This window comes from Methylophaga thalassica, from assembly GCF_030159795.1.
Classification (GTDB): domain Bacteria; phylum Pseudomonadota; class Gammaproteobacteria; order Nitrosococcales; family Methylophagaceae; genus Methylophaga; species Methylophaga thalassica.
The window spans coordinates 706,983-725,613 of record NZ_BSND01000003.1 but is presented as its reverse complement, the minus strand read 5'-3'; the positions used below and the strand labels follow the sequence as shown (position 1 = coordinate 725,613).

General features: G+C 43.3%; 13 protein-coding genes and 1 riboswitch. Of the genes, 3 read left to right on the top strand and 10 right to left on the bottom strand.

Features of this window, described 5'->3' with window-relative positions:
* Positions 1–84: 84 nt before the first annotated feature.
* From QQL60_RS03725 to QQL60_RS03700, 6 genes are all read right to left on the bottom strand, one after another.
* Positions 85–1,410 (bottom strand): DASH family cryptochrome, encoded by a 1,326-nt coding sequence (locus QQL60_RS03725; protein ID WP_007145426.1) that lies wholly within the window; start codon positions 1,408–1,410, stop codon positions 85–87.
* 95 nt (positions 1,411–1,505) lie between these two features.
* The gene (locus QQL60_RS03720; RefSeq protein WP_007145427.1) at positions 1,506–3,461 is read right to left on the bottom strand and encodes an alpha-amylase family glycosyl hydrolase; all 1,956 of its coding nucleotides are present in this window, start codon (positions 3,459–3,461) and stop codon (positions 1,506–1,508) included.
* Positions 3,462–3,494: 33 nt separating this feature from the next.
* Positions 3,495–4,358: a carbohydrate kinase family protein gene (locus QQL60_RS03715; protein ID WP_007145428.1), complete on the bottom strand. Its 864-nt coding sequence runs from the start codon at positions 4,356–4,358 to the stop codon at positions 3,495–3,497.
* Positions 4,355–5,215 carry an HAD-IIB family hydrolase gene (locus tag QQL60_RS03710; protein WP_284722459.1) on the bottom strand — a complete coding sequence of 287 codons (861 nt, stop codon included), beginning with the start codon at positions 5,213–5,215 and terminating at the stop codon, positions 4,355–4,357. Before QQL60_RS03710 ends, QQL60_RS03715 begins: the two co-directional genes overlap by 4 nt.
* Positions 5,212–7,362: an HAD-IIB family hydrolase gene (locus tag QQL60_RS03705; RefSeq protein ID WP_284722458.1), complete on the bottom strand. Its 2,151-nt coding sequence runs from the start codon at positions 7,360–7,362 to the stop codon at positions 5,212–5,214. The genes QQL60_RS03710 and QQL60_RS03705 overlap by 4 nt, the downstream gene beginning before the upstream one ends.
* 149 nt (positions 7,363–7,511) lie before the next feature.
* Complete coding sequence (locus tag QQL60_RS03700; RefSeq protein WP_007145431.1) at positions 7,512–8,144, bottom strand: 2OG-Fe(II) oxygenase; 633 nt, start codon at positions 8,142–8,144, stop codon at positions 7,512–7,514.
* 266 nt (positions 8,145–8,410) lie between these two features.
* On the opposite strand from QQL60_RS03700, the gene QQL60_RS03695 reads away from it, so the two are divergent.
* Complete coding sequence (locus QQL60_RS03695; protein ID WP_007145432.1) at positions 8,411–10,318, top strand: cytochrome c/FTR1 family iron permease; 1,908 nt, start codon at positions 8,411–8,413, stop codon at positions 10,316–10,318.
* A gap of 47 nt (positions 10,319–10,365) precedes the next feature.
* Here the strand turns inward: QQL60_RS03695 and QQL60_RS03690 are convergent, their stop codons facing one another.
* The gene (locus QQL60_RS03690) at positions 10,366–12,489 is read right to left on the bottom strand and encodes a molybdopterin-containing oxidoreductase family protein (protein ID WP_007145433.1); all 2,124 of its coding nucleotides are present in this window, start codon (positions 12,487–12,489) and stop codon (positions 10,366–10,368) included.
* 224 nt (positions 12,490–12,713) lie between these two features.
* Positions 12,714–12,793: riboswitch (cyclic di-GMP riboswitch) on the top strand.
* 35 nt (positions 12,794–12,828) lie between these two features.
* Between QQL60_RS03690 and QQL60_RS03685 the strand changes: the two genes are divergently transcribed.
* Positions 12,829–13,329, top strand: coding sequence for a hypothetical protein (locus QQL60_RS03685; RefSeq protein WP_284722457.1), 501 nt, complete (start codon positions 12,829–12,831; stop codon positions 13,327–13,329).
* Positions 13,330–13,457: 128 nt separating this feature from the next.
* Positions 13,458–13,898 carry a YqaA family protein gene (locus QQL60_RS03680; protein WP_284722456.1) on the top strand — a complete coding sequence of 147 codons (441 nt, stop codon included), beginning with the start codon at positions 13,458–13,460 and terminating at the stop codon, positions 13,896–13,898.
* A gap of 52 nt (positions 13,899–13,950) precedes the next feature.
* Here the strand turns inward: QQL60_RS03680 and QQL60_RS03675 are convergent, their stop codons facing one another.
* The 3 genes from QQL60_RS03675 to gspD form a co-directional block, all read right to left on the bottom strand.
* Positions 13,951–14,673, bottom strand: a complete 723-nt coding sequence (locus QQL60_RS03675; protein ID WP_284722455.1) for a hypothetical protein — start codon at positions 14,671–14,673, stop codon at positions 13,951–13,953.
* Between the two features lie 83 nt (positions 14,674–14,756).
* Positions 14,757–16,373, bottom strand: a complete 1,617-nt coding sequence (locus tag QQL60_RS03670; protein WP_284722454.1) for an alkaline phosphatase — start codon at positions 16,371–16,373, stop codon at positions 14,757–14,759.
* A gap of 145 nt (positions 16,374–16,518) precedes the next feature.
* Entirely contained in the window at positions 16,519–18,615 is a 2,097-nt protein-coding gene (gspD, locus tag QQL60_RS03665; RefSeq protein WP_284722453.1) for a type II secretion system secretin GspD, read from the bottom strand.
* Between the last annotated feature and the right edge of the window lie 16 nt (positions 18,616–18,631).

The following is an 18,631-nucleotide window of genomic DNA, read 5'->3' as shown; positions in this document are numbered from 1 at the left end:
GGCCTCCACTGTATGCAAGCAGTGATTTGAGTATGCAATGCTTCTTAAATGAACTCAATACGCAGTCAGACTGAATACGGTTATTTATTCATCCTTGTTTGGCATGATCGGCCAGTCCGCCGCATCAACTGAATCAAGCGGGTATGGATTCGCTTCGCCTTTCCATTGTCGAATAAAGTGACCTTCTGCATCATAAGTAGCTGTTTGCTTGTCCAGATTGAAATGACGGCCACCACGGGGATCAGCCCCTACTCCAGCAATATACTGCCAATTACCCCAGTTTGAAGCAACATCATAGTCAATCAATTGCTGCTCAAAATAGGCGGCACCGAAACGCCAGTCTAATTGCAGTTCATTGACAAAACAGCTGGCGACAATCTGACGACCACGATTAGACATATAGCCCGTTTGATTAAGTTGTTTCATACAGGCATTCACGATTGGGTATGGCGTATTGCCATTGCACCATTTCTGATAACGCTCAGGATAAAAACAACAAGATATTTTTTGTTTGTTTATCCCTTCAGCTTTGAATAACTTATGTTGATAACGCTGGGCATACCACTGAAAATATTCACGCCACAGCAACTCATAATAAATCCAATACGTGGATTCATTCGCCGTTTTCTCAGTCTCATAGCGTTTCAATCGCGCTACCAGCTTACGTGGCGATAATGCACCACAGGCTAACCATGCCGACATTTTTGTTGAGTTTTCCCAGCCATCGAGTTCATTTCTTACCGTTTTATAATTTGCTGGTAAATCAGATGAAAAGTATTGCTCAAGATGATCGAGTGCCGTTTTTTCACCACCAAAGCCCTTTATTAACTCGCCATAATCTGTTTCAGTTTGATGCGATAAGCCAGTCAACGCTTTTACAGGAGGAGCTAACCATTGTGGCATAGCTAAGGGTTTATCAATGGCAATAGTTTCGCAGAACTCTTTAAAATCCGTAAATGTCGCTGGTAAATCATTTATCGAAAAGGGTAATTGTTCGGGACGAAATAAAGTATGTGTCCAAACAGAATGAAATACCGTACGGGGAAAATCGACTTTAAGGTGATGCCACTGCCGGGTTTCAAAAACCCCTACATGATGACTGCGGTAAACTGCATCAATATCATGATTTTTTATCAGAACAGAAATCGCCGAAACGGGATCCGCTGTCATTACAATCAATCGTTGCCCGCGACTCTTTAATTCTTTGCCTAAATCATGCAGGGTTTTATTGAGAAATTGACGACGCACAACGCCCATGGATCTTGCATTCAAACGACTTTGTCTGAACCAGGTAGGATCAAAACAATACAAACAAATGAGCTGTTCGCAATTTAGGCTTGCTTCCAGAAGCGCTGCATTATCGTGAATACGGAGATCATGTTGAATCCAGTATAAGCCGGTTTTATACATTTCTACTCCTAATAAGCAACAATACCCTGACTGCAAAACTAGACGGTTTATTGTCGATATTTTGTGAAGCTAGCAAAATCAATGAATGTATAAACTTAGCTCTCTTGTAGCCAATAAAAACTAAAAGCCGGTATGACCAATGCATTTTTAAACAAATCCGGACGCTGGCCACTAAACAAATCATAAAGCTGCCCATTCTGTGGATTGCCCCAGCTACCTAGTTCATCTAAATTCAGATGTTGGGGTTTACCATTGAAATTCGCCACTACCAGAACCCGTTGATGCTGCTGTTGAATGCAATAGCGTTCGAAGACAAAAAGATGCTCATTACCCACATCGATCAATTCCCGATTATTAAAATCAGCAAACACATCAATTTCTTTACGAACAGCAATCATCCGTTTTAAGGCGGTAAATATTTCATATTGTGGGTGTCCGGGCTGATTTCGCAGATCGGCTTTATCCCAATTAATAACAGGACGATGCACCCAACGTGAGTCGCCTTTTTTGTAGGGATCATCAAGGTAGGAAATATCGTTCGTCGTACCCACTTCATCCCCGTAATATAGAAGTGGTATACCACCAAACGACATAATCAAACTATGTAATAACAAGATAATATTGATCGAGTCTTCAATGGCTTGTGGATCACCCTGCTCCAAGGCATATTCCAGTCCAACCAGTGAGGCTAATGAACCTGAAATACGTGCATCCCCGGTCTTCTCATTTTCACCAAACGGTAAGCCTCTGGCATGTGAATGGTCAAAACGGCCCATGTAATAATCAATCAAAAACTTACGATGTTGTGCCGGTTGGTAACCAACCAGTTCAATATCACGATCATCAAAACCTAAACCGATATCATCATGGCAGCGGATATAATTCAGCCATGTTGCTCTTTCCAGTTTCACTGGCAAGCTTTTAATACCCTGATTAAGTAATTTAGTATTTTTTGTGGCGACGGCATCCCACATTAACGCCATATAGGTCGCGTTGTAGGCAATCTCACACTCTTTAGCAATCACCGCATCTTCACCAAAGTATTTGGTGACTTCAACGGGAGCCACAATGGCTTCAGCAATATATAAAACACCGGGAGCAACCACCTGGCAACAGTCTTTGAGCAGTTGCAAAATCAAGTGAGCTTCACGTTCATTCTGGCAGGTACTACCAATTTTTTTCCAAAGAAAGGCAACCGCATCTAAACGCAGGATATCAGCACCTTGATTGGCCCAGAACAAAATGACGTCGAGCATTTCAATAAACACAGAGGGATTGGAATAATTCAGATCCCATTGATAACTATTAAACACCGTCATCACCCAACGTTGCATTTCCTCATCCCAGGTAAAATTACCCGGTGATGTTTCTGGAAACACTTCAGGCATGCTTTGCTCAAACATATCAGGCACATTGCGGTTTTCAAACGTGTAGTAATAATCCTGATACTTGGTTTCACCTTGTCGTGCTTTTTGCGCCCACTCATGTTCATCGGAGGTGTGATTCAGTACCACATCCATCGTCAGCAAAATATCGCGTTCATGCATACTGCGTGCGAGTTCGTTTAAGTCTTTAAGACTGCCGGCACGCTCATCGATCTTGCGGAAATCGCTCACCGCATAACCACCGTCACTGCTGCCTTTCGGACATTGCATAATGGGCATGATATGCACCAGGTTGACGCCCAGCTCCTGGAAGTAATTCAGATGAGTTTTCATGCCCTGCAAATTACCGGCAAAGCCATGACTGTACAGAGCCATGCCCACCCATTTTTGACTCAAAAACCAGTTATGGTCGGCTTCACGTTCAATATCTTTCTGACGTAAATCTTCCGGACGGCGAATATACTGCCATGCCATGGCTTCAACTAATTTCTGCGACTGGGCTTTGAAGTCATCACGATGCCCATACAAACGCTCAAATAACGAATGTATGGCGTAAAAATTCGCCCCCAAACGCGTATAGAAATAGCGTAAATCCTGCTTTGAAATACCGGCCTCAATTTCATTGAGGATATCGTTCAACAATGTGTGGGCTTGCTGCTCGTACATGCTTAACCTTGTTTGAATTATTCTGAATAAGCGTTATTTATAGAAATCAGGATCTTTACTGATGGCACCACGCTGTGTGACGACACGACATGCAAAAGCTTGGGCTTTTTCCAATGTTTCTTCAATATCCCAACCAGCCAGTAAACCATGAATATACATCGCAGTAAAAGCATCGCCAGCACCCACGGTATCCACCACTTGTTCTTGATATGAAGGTGCAACTTGATGAAAAACACCGTCAGTGTCGCGAACTATCGCGCCTTTTTCACCTCTGGTCACGATCAACTGGTCAAGATGAAAATGCGTATGCATTCGGGTCATATCCTGATGCAAATCAGCAGAATGAAATCCGAGTTCGTATAGCTCGCTTTCATTCAGTTTTACCCACCTTGCTTGTTCGAGCCAGTGATATACAGCTTCTTTTTGCCACCAGGGTGAACGTAAATTCACATCAACAAAAATATCCAGTGAAGGATTTTCTGTCAGTTTTTCCAGTGTTCTATTGGCAATATCACGGCGAGCAACCAAAGTACCATGATAGAAGAAACCAGATATGTCCTGCGTAGGTATTTCAGATAAGTCAATAAAATCCCAGGCATTATCTTCAGCAAAGGTATAAATGGGTTCATCATTCTCAATACGAATATCCACCCGCCCTGTCTGATGTTCACTATCCTGCTGGATCGCTTTGGTCGTCATTCCCCAACTGGTCATTTCTGACAAGATGATGTCACCTAACTCATCCTTGCCGACCCGACTGATAAACAGGGGGTAATCGCCTAATGCCTGAAGATGCCAGGCGACATTAAACGGCGCGCCCCCTAATACGTTTTCCCCCGTCGGGAAACAATCAAATAAGGCTTCACCAAAAATAGTTAGCTTGCTTGATGATTTCATGATGATGTTTCTTTATTGATTGGCGTAAAAAAATGCGGTGCAAAATGCGCCACTCCCTGCAACACACCTGCCGAATAATTACCATTATTATCACTGTGGCTACTACTTGCCAGAAACAAGGCCTCAACATTGCCATTGTGTTTTGATAACTCCAGCGCAGCTTGTTTGATTTCTGCACTGGCATTGTCGACTAAAACTGACGGTATATGACTGGTCAGTACGGGTAAGTCATTGCCACTATCGCCAGCAAAAATAACTTCGTCCAGTTTATAGCCCAGTTTTTGTTGTAAAAATTCAATGGCGTGCAGTTTGGTTGCATGTTCCGGTAACACGTCTAATAAGCCGATATTTTTGGGTTCGTCGACACTCCAGAGAATACTGGCCGCCACATTAGCATCTTTCAAAAACGCTTCGATACGAGCAATGATCGTGTCTTTGTCCATATACAGCGGCAAGTAATAACTTAACTTATGTGTGTTTTGTTTGGTACTTTCCTGTAAGCGTAGCTCTTTGATGGGCCGTAAAATCTGTTTTAGTTGTGCATGCGTTTTGCCGTTCCAGTCTTTATCAATTTCGGCTTCCCAATCCGCCATCTGTTGCCAGCTGCCCTTACCTATTTGATAGATTTTGGTGCCAACATCAGTAATCGCAAAATCAGGTACAGGTAAAGCATAGTTTTTAATCGCACGTTTAACTAAAGAAACATGACGTCCGGTCACATAGGCTAACTTCACATCCTCACGTTCACAAAAGTTTGAAAAGCGTTTACGGGCATCAGCAGGTTCCGGCTGAAAACCATTGGGAATAATGGTTCTGTCCATATCAGTACACAGTAAAACTTTAGCGGGTGTCATCATGATGTTTTCTTTGTTTTTGCCTGATGAAAGAACTGGTAGTGCTCAAGCGATTCCAAAATGCCGGCGGCAAATGGTTTATCAGCAAAATAAATCCGGTCAGTATCAATCAATTGTGATAACTCCTCATTATGTCTGTTAGCCACAACAGCGGCGAGCGTATTGCCGCGCATCATATCTTCGTCGGCGCCAGAACCACCGGCCACAAAAATATGCTCAAGTGGTATTTGCCAATGATCGGCAACATAGCGTAGAGCCATCCCCTTTGATGCTCTAATGGGTAAAATGTCTAAATATTGCCCAAATGCCAACTGTACATGCACGGATTGTTCTTCCTGATGTAACAGCCGCTTTATCTCTTCTATATCAGCTTGCTCAGGATCAATGTAATAACTTAATTTAAATCGACTCTGTTCTGCTTTTGGCTGTTTCTCCAGACCAGGATAATCATCAAGTAATTGACGAACCTTATGGGGCGTCCAGTGATAATCGATATGTTGAGCCCACGAGGTATCTGGCGTTAACTTCGGTGCGTAATAAATTTCAGTCCCCGAACTGGTAATCAGAATATCAGGCTCAGGAATCTGATGTTTTTTCATCATTCTTAATGCCACATCCAATCTTCGACCTGTAGCAATAGCAAATTTCGTGGTTTTCCGATTCTCACGAATCAGATTAATGAGTTTATGTAACGACACATCATCACCGATAAGGTTCAAATCCAGATCAGTGAAAATTGCCTGTTCTGCATAAACATGGCTGGTTCTTTCAAGCGGTTGACGTTGTAATAATTCAGCACGTTGAGCCAGTGGTGTAACCAACTCAATATAACGCTTGGCGTGAGCCTGCCATGAATAACATTTGGCCACACCTTCCAACCCGTTACTGGAATAGTCATTCCAAAGCGCATTATCGGTGAGCAGCTTCAGTAAAGCGTCAGTAATCGTTGACGTTTCTAGCGGGTCAATCAAAATACCATTATGACAGTTACCAATAATATCCCGTGGGCCACCATCTTCGGTCGCAATAATCGGCACGCCAGAAGCAGCGGCTTCAATCAAGGTTAGACCAAATGGCTCTGTCAGTGCCGGATTCACGAACACACCACCTGATGCGGCAGCAATGCGATACATTAACGGGACTTGTTCACGTTTGTGATGCTTAGGCATAGCGACTTTGCCATACAGATCATAACGATCAATTGCCACAAGAAGCTCATGGAATACTTCCTGTGCACCGGCTTCCAGATCATCGATATCATCACGGTTACCCGCAATAATCACCAGATTAGCCAGTTGTTGCAATCTTTCCGACTCACCATAAGCTTCAATAAGCACCGCAATATTTTTGCGTTTATCTGGTCGGGATAACGCTAAAATCACCGGTTTATTGGGTTCAACAAGTTGGTGGGTTAATTTACCGAATAGCTCAGTTTCTAACTCATTACCTTCTGGTGGCTTAAATTGTTTGATATTGGTGCCTGGCGGGATAACACGCATCTGATCAGGCTGATAATAATCATAAATTTCGTACTGCTCTTCAATTTCCTGATGAGTACTGGTAATGACTCGCTCCGCGGTAGCTAGGGTAATCTCTTCCGCCTCAATGCGTCGAGTCATATTATAGAGCGACTCAATTTGCTCGGTCGTCAGGCCACTCGCCAATAAGCGTCTCCGCTTCACTCGACCAAGTGAATGGCCGGTATGGACCAGCGGAATCCCCAACAGATTGGCAACGTGAGATCCAACTAGACCGGCATCGGCATAATGGCTGTGTATCAAATCAGGAATATGATCTTGCTTTCTGAAAAAATCAGCGAGGTTATCAGCAAACCCGTCCAGATGTTCCCAAAGCTGTTCCTTATAAATATATTCTTCAGGACCAGCATCAATCCGGACAATCCTGAACTTCTCATTCACCACTTCAATAGGTTCAGCATAATCAGCATCAACATGACTATCGATAATGCGGCGGGTAACAAGATCCACCTGAGAGACATTGGGTAATTCAGAGAGAGCCTGAGCCAATTCCAGCACATAGAGGGTTTGTCCTCCAGTATCAGCATCTCTGCCAAGTTCCAGATTATCAGCTCGTATGAGCCCATGCACACTGATCAGTGCGATATACATCTGCTCAACCGTGTCCCCCATAAAACCTGCTTCTCCCTTTATTCGTGTATGCGCTCTGATATCGTCTTACTCATTGATACTATAGCATCACACTATCTTGATAAAGATTAGCTTAGGTTAATTTTTACGGTGTGTCCGTGTATATAAAAACCGTTTAGAAATAAATTAATTCACTTTCTGCGTGAAACTAAGCGTTTCAATTTTGCACTCAAGCGGTGAAAGAATCGATGTTTGTTTCCCGCAGCGGCACTGGTCAGGAAATTGATTTGTATAGACTGACGCTTACCTTCAAAGGCCGGATAGCCATGCCAGCAATTGTCAGTCACTTTAAATGCCAGCAACGTGCCAGGTCCCGGGCTTATCTCATCGACATAATCATCCATATCATGTCCGTTATTCAAGACCCGAAGTTTACCCGTGTCTGCTTCCCATTTTTCATTCAGATAAATCAGAATAGTGGCCACTTTGGTTTTGGAGTCGGTATGAATCCGGCCATCCTTTTGTCTGGAATAGCCTCTGAGCGTGATCATCATCGGCAAATCCATCACTTGTACATCAAACTTCTCACAGATAATGCGGCGGAATTCAGGTGTGTCAATCGATTCAATGAGTGACTTGAATGGTTCATCTAATACGACATCATCCACATTGTAACTTCCCCCATCTGGAATATCAGGAAAGCTGTTAATGATGCCCTGAATATAGTCAGGGTATATTGACTCTTCTACTTTAAAATAAGGAAATGGCACCGTTTGCAAAGGCGCATTATCGAGCGAATCCAGCTTAATTACATTCTTCATCATCTTGTCATCAAATCGTCATAAATGATCACATTATCACTTTCTGTACCTCACATACACAAGCTAAAGCCTCTCATAACGAGTTATAACAGCGCTGTTGATATATTACTTTTCGCTCTACTCATCATTGAGAACTTCTTTACGTCAGTCTTATCTAAGAAATCATTGACTCGTAATAGTCAGTAACGTTTATAATGAGTATGATTCTCATTTAGAACTTGACTAAGTAATACATCGACTTAACAACCAAAGCTGGAGCGGTTAAAAACGTGTTTAAACTCGACCTTCGTAAAACCTCAGGTCTCATTATCAGTCTGATAATGTTCTTCTCATTTATATATACGGCTCATGCGAACGATGCTCAGAGTGATACACGTCAGCTGATGCAGATGGCTGAGTATATTGGCGCTGACTACAGTGCTGCTGTAGCTAATGGGGAAGTCATCAATGAGGCTGAATACAGTGAGATGACAGAATTTTCTGCACTTGCTGTAGAAAAAACGCGTCAACTGGAAAATGGTCAGGACGCTGTAGAAGCTGCCCTAAAATTACAAAAGGCTGTTGCTGACAAACAGAACCCGGATGTGATTCATCCTATTACGGTTGAACTGCGTAATATTCTGATCAAACTGTCACCGGCCGTTTCATTACCCAGCGAATTATTACCTCTACAGCAGGTTCAAGCCCTTTATCAGCAAAATTGTAGTGCCTGTCACGGTGCTAAGGGTCAGGGTAATGGTGAACTTGCCGCTACGCTTGATCCAACCCCAACTGATTTTACCGACAAAGAACGTGCGATGAACCGGTCTTTAATCGGTTTGTACGATGCCATTACTAATGGTATCGACGGCACAGCAATGGTCGCACTGAGCCACCTGAACGAAAAACAACGTTGGTCTCTGGCTTTTTATGCTGGCAGCATAGCGTTTCAGGATAATAAAGGTCTCGCCACTGTTCCTGCAGGTATGAGCATTCAAGACTTTGTCAGTAACAGCCCGAATACCTTATTAAACAAATATCCTACATTGGATAACCAAACCGTCGCAGAACTTCGCTCAAACCCTCAGCCACTTTTCGCTTCTAACGACCCTCTCGCCATGGCTAAACAGCAGCTTAATGCTTCTCATAAAAGCTATATGGCAGGCGAATATAAAACCGCTCAAGGCTTAGCTGTTAGTGCCTATCTTGATGGGTTTGAACTCGCTGAAAACGCGCTGGATGCATACGATCCAAAATTAAGAAAAGATATTGAAAAATCCATGATGGCGTTCAGGCAGTTAACAAGCCAGTCTGAGAAACAAGACGAACTGACCTCTTTACTTGAACAAACTAATCAACAGTTGAGCCAGGCACAAGAAATGCTCTCTGCTGATACCCTTTCCGACTCAACGCTTTTCACTGCCAGCTTGGTTATTCTGTTACGTGAAGGCTTGGAAGCCATGCTGGTTGTGCTGGCGCTGGTCACAGTATTAGTGAAAACAGAGCGTCGTGATGCAGTGAAATATGTTCATGCTGGCTGGATTTTTGCCCTGTTTGCTGGTGTAGCTACCTGGTGGGCAGCTCAAAACCTGATCAGTATCAGTGGTGCCAGCCGTGAAATTATGGAAGGTGTCGGTGCACTGATGGCCGCAGTCATTCTATTCTATGTCGGTTTCTGGATGCATAGTAAAACCAACGCCGCAGCATGGCAGGCATACATCAATCAGCATATTCACCGCCACTTAAGCACAGGTACATTGTGGGGATTAGCTGGACTGTCCTTCATTGCTGTCTATCGTGAAGTGTTTGAGACAGTACTGTTTTATCAGGCCTTAATGACGCAATCAGCAGCCTCTCAGTCAATGTCTATCGCTACCGGTTTCATAACAGCCACAGTGATATTGGCCGCATTGTTCTGGGTCATTATTAAATACTCTTTACGTTTACCTATCAGAAAATTCTTCACTTTCAGCACATACCTGATGCTGGCACTGTCCTTTGTTCTGATTGGTAAAGCTGTCGCGGCATTGCAAGAAGCTGATTTAATCAGCATATCGTCTTTCCCAATTGACTTTACCTTATCCTGGATTGGCGTTTATTCCACATGGGAAGGATTAGCAGCGCAATTGGCTATTCTGATTCTGTCAGTATTGATTTTGATAGGCATCAGGCCTTTCGGCAACAGAGAAACAGCCTAAAATTCAACATAAAAAAGCCCGCTTTCGCGGGCTTTTTTTCGAAATGTTCAGGCTGACAAAGCAACCTGAACCAAATTATCTGTAAACGTAGGTGCATGGCCCATATCCACAAACTCAGCCGAGCTGACACAATTCACTGTGCCGTTATTTAATTGTCGCCAATATCCGAGTGTTGCCACCACAATACCGGGACTGACATCATCTGTAATTTGAGCTAAAGCCTTAAACATCCCTCTATCGTTGAATACAGAAACCACATCACCACTCTGAATATTTCTCAAATCCGCATCAATAGGACTTATCATCACAAACTGTTCACCCTGACCTTTAATCTTATTCTCCATATTGGCATAACAAGAATTAAGGAAACCATGACTTTTCGGCGAAATAATATTGAGTGGATATTTTTCTGCTAACTGAGGGTTTGCCTCGGGTATTTCCCGTGATGACACATAATCAGGCAGACTGTCTAAGGCCTCACCAGGCTGAAAGCCGTCATACATTTGTCGGAAAGGTCCGGCGACAAAATTGGTGGCACCTTTAATTTCCAGCTCACACTTACCACTGGGTGTGGGAAAATTACCCTCACGATGTGGGGCACGATCATCTTTTGTGCCGACCTTTAATTTGGCAAAACCATGTTCACGCAAATAAGCCAAATCGATGCCTTCGCAGGCTGGCGAGTCCCAATCAACATAGTTTTCCAGACATTCGCTATCTGACCAGCTAAAGTTCTCTTCTTGGTAGCCCATTCTGGCTGCCAGACGTCTGAATATCTCATTATTGGGAATAGCTTCACCCGGCGAATCCACACATTTTTCGTTATAGGTAAGATATAGATGTCCCCATGACAGCACCATATCTTCCATCTCCGCTCCCATCGAAGCTGGCAAGACAATATCAGCGAAAGAGGCGGTATCAGATAAGAAATGCTCTGCCGCCACCAGGAAAAGGTCTTCCCGCATTAAGCCTTCGACAATTTTATTAGTTTCAGCCGCCTGAGTGACAGGATTAGCATTCCAGCACATCATCGATTTTATGGGCGTATCGAGTTTCAGTTCCCCAGTCAAAGCACGTCCTATCTGAATTGCATTGACCACTGGCGTGCCTTCAGGAATAAGATCGGGACGACAAATCACATCAAATTTATAGGGGTGCTCCCATACCGGGAACTGCAAAGCACCGCCGCCGACATGCCGCCATGCGCCGGTTAATGCTGGCAAACAAGTAATCGCACGGATGGCCTGACCACCACCATAGTTGCGTTCAACCGCTACCCCAAGGCGAATTGCAGCAGGTTGAGTCGTGGCAAACTCACGGGCAAATTGACGGATATCATCCGCGGAAATCCCCGTGATAGTCGCAGCCCATTCAGGTGTTCTGGTCTTGGCTCTTTCTGCCAAGGCATCAAAACCAACGGTGTAGTTGTCAATATAGTCCTGGTCCTGTAAACCTTCTTTAATGATGACATGCATCATCGCCATGGCTAGTGCACCATCGGTACCGGGTTTTGGCGCGATATGCCAGTCAGCCTCTTTAGCGGTTTTGGATTTATACGGATCAATCACCACCACCTTGGCACCATTTTTCTGTGCATCTTTCACGATATGCCAGTGATGAACATTGGTGCTGACAGAGTTACAGCCCCAGATAACGATGTATTTAGAATGAATAAAACTCTCGGGATCGACACCTGCAGTCGGCCCTACAGTCAGTAACCAGGCCGTGCAGGAACCTTCTCCACAAAAAGTACGTTCGCAAACAGTTGCCCCCATTTTGTTAAAAAAGGCATCGCCACCATTCAGGCCATGAACTAAGCCCTGATTACCCAAATAACTATAGGGAATAATGGCATGAGGTCCATACTCATCAATAATTGCTTTCCAGCGCGTGGTAATTTCATCCAGTGCCTCATCCCAGCTAATACGCTCAAACTGACCACTGCCTTTGGGACCGCTACGTCGCATCGGATACAACAGACGATCCGGATGATAGTGACGCTTTTCATAGTCTTTGAGTTTGACGCATAAGCCGCCACGCGTCATCGGATGTTCTTTATTGCCTTTGACTGAAGTTAATTGACCGTTTTCCACCTCATAGACCATCGAACAGGTATCCGGACAATCATGTGGACAGCCACCATGATGCGTCGTTTTTAGTACGCTTGCCATATTGCTCTCTCCTCTCTGATATATATTTTTTTATTATTATTTTCAGACTATACACCAGTTTAAAACGGGAAATATGCCCGTTAAGTTATTCAACTGACTTGATAAAAATTTTATTTAAATCAATTACTCACTCTGACATTTTCTTGTAATAGAGCCTCTATACACTAAGCGGCAGATGAATAATTCACCACTTTACCAGTTGGGTGGTTTATCACTTTCATCCATTTAATCAAAGCCAAACTCGTCGTGAGGCGGGGTCGGAAAGCCACAGATCTTCAAATTTGAAGATGGCTGGGTTGCATTGCTTGTTTTTTCAACTTATGCAGAAGGAAAATTATCATGAAAAAAGCGATGCTATTTGTCATAGCACTATTTTTCTCTGTTGCCGCCAACGCAGCAACACTTAACTTAACAAAAGGTGACCCAGCTTTCACCAATAATGCTACTCAGGAAATTGATCTTGCTAATGGCAGCACTGTATTAGCGAGTGGTACTACAGGTAATGGCGCATGGGAATCTTCGTTCAGTTTATTTACTAATGACGCAACACCCGTAGTTATTGAATGGTCATTTAATCCAGAGTCTAATCTTGATAATGCAACTATTGCATTTGGTGTTTTAGGTGGTGCTATTCAAAATTTCAACATTACAGGTGATTTCAGTTTCACTGCAGTATTAACAGCAGGTCTGACTTATGTGTTGGATATCTATGACGCAACGGGTAAAGCTTTAAATTACAGCCTATCTGTTTCGGCTGTACCTGTTCCTGCGGCACTTTTCTTATTAGCACCTGCTTTATTAGGTTTCTTAGGCTTTCGTAGAAAAGCGATTGCTGCATAATCCAGATTTAGAAAATCGTCGTTCAAGATTAGGGAGCTTAGGCTCCCTTTTTTTATGTATGATTCGATATTTCCAAGGAGTGTATCAGTTTGACTTCTCCACCATCACGCCATCGAGTAACCGCCTGAATGGATTATTTTGTTAGCCTGGGTTATCCAGGGCTTTTTATCTCAGCCTTTTTATCTGCCACGCTACTGCCACTTAGCTCTGAATTCGTTCTGAGCACACTATTAGTCAAAGGATTATCACCGACTTTACTCATCAGCACAGCCACCGTGGCAAACGTGCTTGGATCAATGCTGAATTATGCTTTAGGTTATTGGGCCAGTTCTGCAGTCATAAACAAATGGTTACGGATATCAGAAAGCGATATCAGAAAAGCGGAAAACCGGTTTAAGAAATATGGTCTTATTTCCCTGTGTTTTGCCTGGCTGCCCGTCATTGGTGATCCATTAACTGTTATGGCAGGACTCATAAAAATACATCTAGGCTGGTTTGTCGTGTTAGTCACAGCTGGCAAGTTGATTCGCTATATCGTCATCAGTCAGGTAGCACTATCGCTAAATTAAAAAACCCCGTTTCAGAGACTGAAACAGGGTTTTAACTGGGTTTCACTTTTACTTAATGATGATGCGGATGACCGATATCCTCACCTTCACTGTTATAAAAACCGGAAGGACCATGGTCGATATAACCCTGGTTAATCATCTTCGCTATAAACGGATCTGATTCACTATCACCAATATCGGCATAATCTGTTGTTTGATAATCATCGCGCATTTTAAAGCTGGCATTAACAGCGTTTTCATCTTTAATCAGCTGAGTTAACTGCCATGTCTGTACATGACCGTCAGTATCATTTTTCCAGCTTTTTACCAGTGATAATGCAGGTAACCATTCAAGTTGCAGTTGGCTATCACCCTCAGTTAACTGATAGGTTTCCACTTTGTCACAACCTTCACCTGAGCTTGAAACCAAGGTCATATTGCTTTTCAGATTATCAGTAATTAATTCATGCACTTGCTGCCATTGACTATCCGCATTGGCATATTTCACTTCTCCTGGCTGATATTCAATAGCATGTTGCTCTTTATCAAAAAACCTGACCATTCTTAGTTGGCCATTATGCGTGTGTTCCCACATGTCAGTTATGCCTGACTGAGTAAATTGATTACTGACGCGCTGATGTTGACGCCATAACATCATGGTCGCTTTTTTATCAGAATCGCTGTCGGTCATTTGATAACTAGCGCCTAACACCTCGGGATCAATTGAACAGCTGTCATTAGCTTGGACCAGCAATGGGGATGCTAATAATAGACTCACTAATAAACGATATTTCATCTCTATAACCTTAAATTGTTGATGTGTGCCAACGAAAAAAAGGGGCGGACTCACGTCCACCCCTCTCTTTTTCTACGTTGATGTTACTTAATCGCTTTTTCTGCTTTAACTTCCAAACGTGCTGCCTGGTTCATAATGTGATAAATCAAGTTTTGTTCATTCACACCTGTCACCGCATTGGCACCTGGACCAGTAGCAAAAATCGCCACATCTTCACCTGCATGTGTTTCAGAACCCAGTGGAACTAATGCTTCCTGGTGATAACCTGACAGCTCTGTATTCACTGCTGTTAAGTCTTTACGACCAGTATCAGGACCTGCGCTATAGCTCGCATCAGCATCTGTTTCATTACCTAAGTCACGGAAACCAAGACCGTTGGTGTAACCCAGAGTGGTATAAGGTTTACCATCAGCAGCTAATGCAGGCTCATTTGAACCAACGCTGACCACTTTACCTAAAATAGGATTACCACGTTTTGGATAACCCGCCATTGTGAATACATGGCTATGATCCGCAGTCACGATAATCAATGTTTCTTCAGGATTAGTGTTTTCTAATGCTGTTTTAACCGCATGAGCAAACTCAATAGTTTCATTTAAAGCACCATGTGCATTACCCGCATGATGAGCATGGTCAATACGACCTGATTCCACCATTAAAAAGAAACCACTATCGTTCTTGTTCAATACTTTAATAGCTTTTTCCGTCATTTCAGATAATGAAGGTTCACCGGCAATGTCATTGCCACGGTCAGCTTCATATTGCATATGTGATTCATTAAACAGAGCAAAGATTTTATCGGTTTTCGCTGGGTCAATCGCATCAAATCCTGCTTTATCATAAACATACTTACCTGTTGGGTAAGTTGTTTGCCATTCAGCAACTAAGTTACGACCATCTGTTCTGTCACCTTCAACTGAGCTGACTGCATCAGGGCTATTAAAGGCAGGATTTTTTGGTAAGAAGTGACGACGACCACCACCCATAGCGACTTCGATACCGTTAATACGTTTTGCTGTTGGATAACGATTTTTCAGGTTGCTTTCAAATTCAACCAATTGTTTGGCAATATCTTTACAGGGTAAGCCACGGCGGGTAACTGACGCAGGCATATCTGAAACGTCTTCCCAGTCACGATCCACTGATTTTGCATAAGTCGCTGCAGGTGTGGCGTGAGTGATACGTGCTGTTGTGACGATACCTGTTGATTTACCAGCGATTTCAGCCAGCTCAAGCGCTGTCACCAGTTCATGGCCGTTCATTGTTGAACACACACCACGGTGAACATCTTCACCAATACCAATGATACCGGCATCTGTTTTAACACCACTCATCATGGCCGTCATCGTACCAGCAGAGTCAGGTGTTTGAGCATCAACGTTGTATGTTTTTGCCAGGCCTGTGAACGGAAATGTTTCAAAGATCAGGCGGTTTTCTTCACCTGGTTTGCCATTTAACTGGCCTTCTAAAATACGGGCAGCTGTAATAGTAGAAATGCCCATACCGTCACCGACAAATAAAATCACATTTTTTGCTTTGTGTGCATTTTTATAAGCTGGTTTGTTATCCATTTTTTCAACAGCGTCGGTATACCAGTCACTGTTAACTTGATAATCAGTTAGAACAGGTTGTTTAGCATAAGCTGTTACGCTTAATGCTAAAGTTGCTGCACCCAATAATAAAGGTAGCTTGTTTGACATGTGTCTCTCCCATAAGACAATTTAAAGTGTTTGGTTGGCTAACGGATACAGCGTAATTGTTATTGATGACATCCAAGTTAAGCATTGATGACAATTATGTGAACTGAGTCACATTCGCCCCAGAAACCAGACTGAGGTATGAGTTTTATATTTTCCCTGAGACAGATGCCGGGATTTCTTCTATTGTCAGCATTTTGTTTCTTAACTCTTCGGTTACCGCCTGCGCCGATGTGCGGTCTCGAATCACTCTTGGTGTGATTAATACCAATAGTTCCGTTCTTCTCACCGCGTCTGAGGTTTGCCCGAATAAATACCCTAAAACCGGTAATTTATGTAGTCCTGGTACGCCGCTGTCATTATTGGTTTTGCTGTCCTGAATTAAGCCACCAAGCACAATGGTTTCACCAGAATTGATAGCAACCACACTTTGAATTTCTCGTTGCTGGATGGTGGGGGCGTCAATCGTCGAGGTGGTTGTTTGCACGGCATTACTGACTTCCTGACGTATTTCCATAGTAACAAGACCACTATTATTGACACGTGGTAATACGGTTAACGACACACCAGTTTTACGAAAATCAATTTCATTGACTGTTGGTGCAGTGGCATCAGTATTACTCACTGATTGTCGGGTGGGGATAGGAATCTCATCACCAACATTGATTTTGGCAGGTTGGTTATCCAACACCATCAAAGACGGCGACGATAAAACATTCAATTTTGATTGAGCGGCAAGTGTATTCAACGCAAAGCGGACATTGCTTAAGCTGTCCACCACGGTAAACGAAAAGCCCGGTGTTTTAGCATTAATGCCAGAATTACCTAAATCCAGTTGACTATTACCTTGCTTGCTACCTATACCATTTTTAAAAAACCACTCCACACCAAAATTAAGCTCATCTGATAAGGTGACTTCAATTATGCTGGCTTCAATTAATACCTGCATCGGCACGGTATCAAGCTGTTTAATCGTACGCTCAATCATGTCGTAATCTTTGGCTGTAGCCATAATTACCAGCGCATTACGCACATCATCGGCAATAATATCGACCTCATCATTTAAGAAACGCGCTTTATTCGCTTGAGATGCAGATAAGCTCTGGTCTGGATTATTTAATGTTGTCTGTGTTGAGCCCAAATGGACTTGGGTTTCACCTGGGGCCAGTGTTTGTTTTTCTGTCTTAGAATCTGCCAGCTGTTGGATATTGGCACCAAACACCTGAGCCAGAACATCCGCCAGCTGCTTCGCCTTGGCATTCTGGACTTTATAGACATACAGTTGCTGTTTACCTAGATTCGAAGCCATATCTAAGCGCTCAACCCAACGTTCCACATTTAACAGCGATGCTCGGTTTGCACTGATCGCTAAAATACTATTAAGACGATTAATAGCCATTAAGCGCACGGGACCATTAGCTGACGGCTCATTATTGTCTGCCGCAGCTGTTAACAGAATAGTTTCCAATTCACGCTGAATGTCGTTCACAGAAGCATTTTTTATTGGATAAATACCGACAGACATCCCCGCCAGCCAGTCGACATCAAACACAGAAATCGTCTGCGTCAGTGTTTGCACATCCTGTTGATTGCCACGTAATAAAACCAGATTACGCTTTTGATCAACTTGGATATCGGTATCCTTCCCAGCATAAGGCATTAAAATCTTCGCCATTTCAGCAGCACTGATATAACGCAGAGGGATGACATGCACCCCATAACCTGACTGGGTATTACCTGATGTACGGGATAATGCCTGATCGGATGCCACCACCTGATAAAAGTCATGGTTCACCATTAATCGAGCATTATTCATTGCCAATACACTTTCCAGCATCGGCAATACTGCTTCTTTTGCGATGGGACTTGGTGTTTGAATAGTGACTTGCCCTGTTAGGTTTTTATCCATTGAGTAATTCACTGCCAAAATTTCGCCTAATACAACACGGACAAAATCAGCCAGCGCGACGGCTTCAAAATTGAGCGTAATATCGTTGTGTTCAGCATTGCTAGAAAACTGCTGGCGAGGAATTTGCGATGTGGGATTGTCTCCATAAACCACCGTTTTCTGCAGCGGTTTCGTATCATCTGAAGATGTAATGTGCTGACTGATAGGCGTAGTTGAAACGGGGGTATTGACACTATTGCCTGCCAGTTTGGCTGGCTGTTGTACTTTGGTGCCAGTCAGATGCTGACACCCCGCCAGCACTATTAACGATACGACTATTGCTGCTAGCCTAATCATGTGTTTGTATCACTCG

Bases quoted from the DNA above. Each gene is read 5' to 3' on its own strand.
- QQL60_RS03725 (WP_007145426.1), bottom strand. From the start codon at position 1,410: ATGTATAAAACCGGCTTATACTGGATTCAACATGATCTCCGTATTCAC.
- QQL60_RS03720 (WP_007145427.1), bottom strand. From the start codon at position 3,461: ATGTACGAGCAGCAAGCCCACACATTGTTGAACGATATCCTCAATGAA.
- QQL60_RS03715 (WP_007145428.1), bottom strand. From the start codon at position 4,358: ATGAAATCATCAAGCAAGCTAACTATTTTTGGTGAAGCCTTATTTGAT.
- QQL60_RS03710 (WP_284722459.1), bottom strand. From the start codon at position 5,215: ATGATGACACCCGCTAAAGTTTTACTGTGTACTGATATGGACAGAACC.
- QQL60_RS03705 (WP_284722458.1), bottom strand. From the start codon at position 7,362: ATGGGGGACACGGTTGAGCAGATGTATATCGCACTGATCAGTGTGCAT.
- QQL60_RS03700 (WP_007145431.1), bottom strand. From the start codon at position 8,144: ATGATGAAGAATGTAATTAAGCTGGATTCGCTCGATAATGCGCCTTTG.
- QQL60_RS03690 (WP_007145433.1), bottom strand. From the start codon at position 12,489: ATGGCAAGCGTACTAAAAACGACGCATCATGGTGGCTGTCCACATGAT.
- QQL60_RS03685 (WP_284722457.1), top strand. From the start codon at position 12,829: ATGAAAAAAGCGATGCTATTTGTCATAGCACTATTTTTCTCTGTTGCC.
- QQL60_RS03680 (WP_284722456.1), top strand. From the start codon at position 13,458: ATGGATTATTTTGTTAGCCTGGGTTATCCAGGGCTTTTTATCTCAGCC.
- QQL60_RS03675 (WP_284722455.1), bottom strand. From the start codon at position 14,673: ATGAAATATCGTTTATTAGTGAGTCTATTATTAGCATCCCCATTGCTG.
- QQL60_RS03670 (WP_284722454.1), bottom strand. From the start codon at position 16,373: ATGTCAAACAAGCTACCTTTATTATTGGGTGCAGCAACTTTAGCATTA.
- gspD (WP_284722453.1), bottom strand. From the start codon at position 18,615: ATGATTAGGCTAGCAGCAATAGTCGTATCGTTAATAGTGCTGGCGGGG.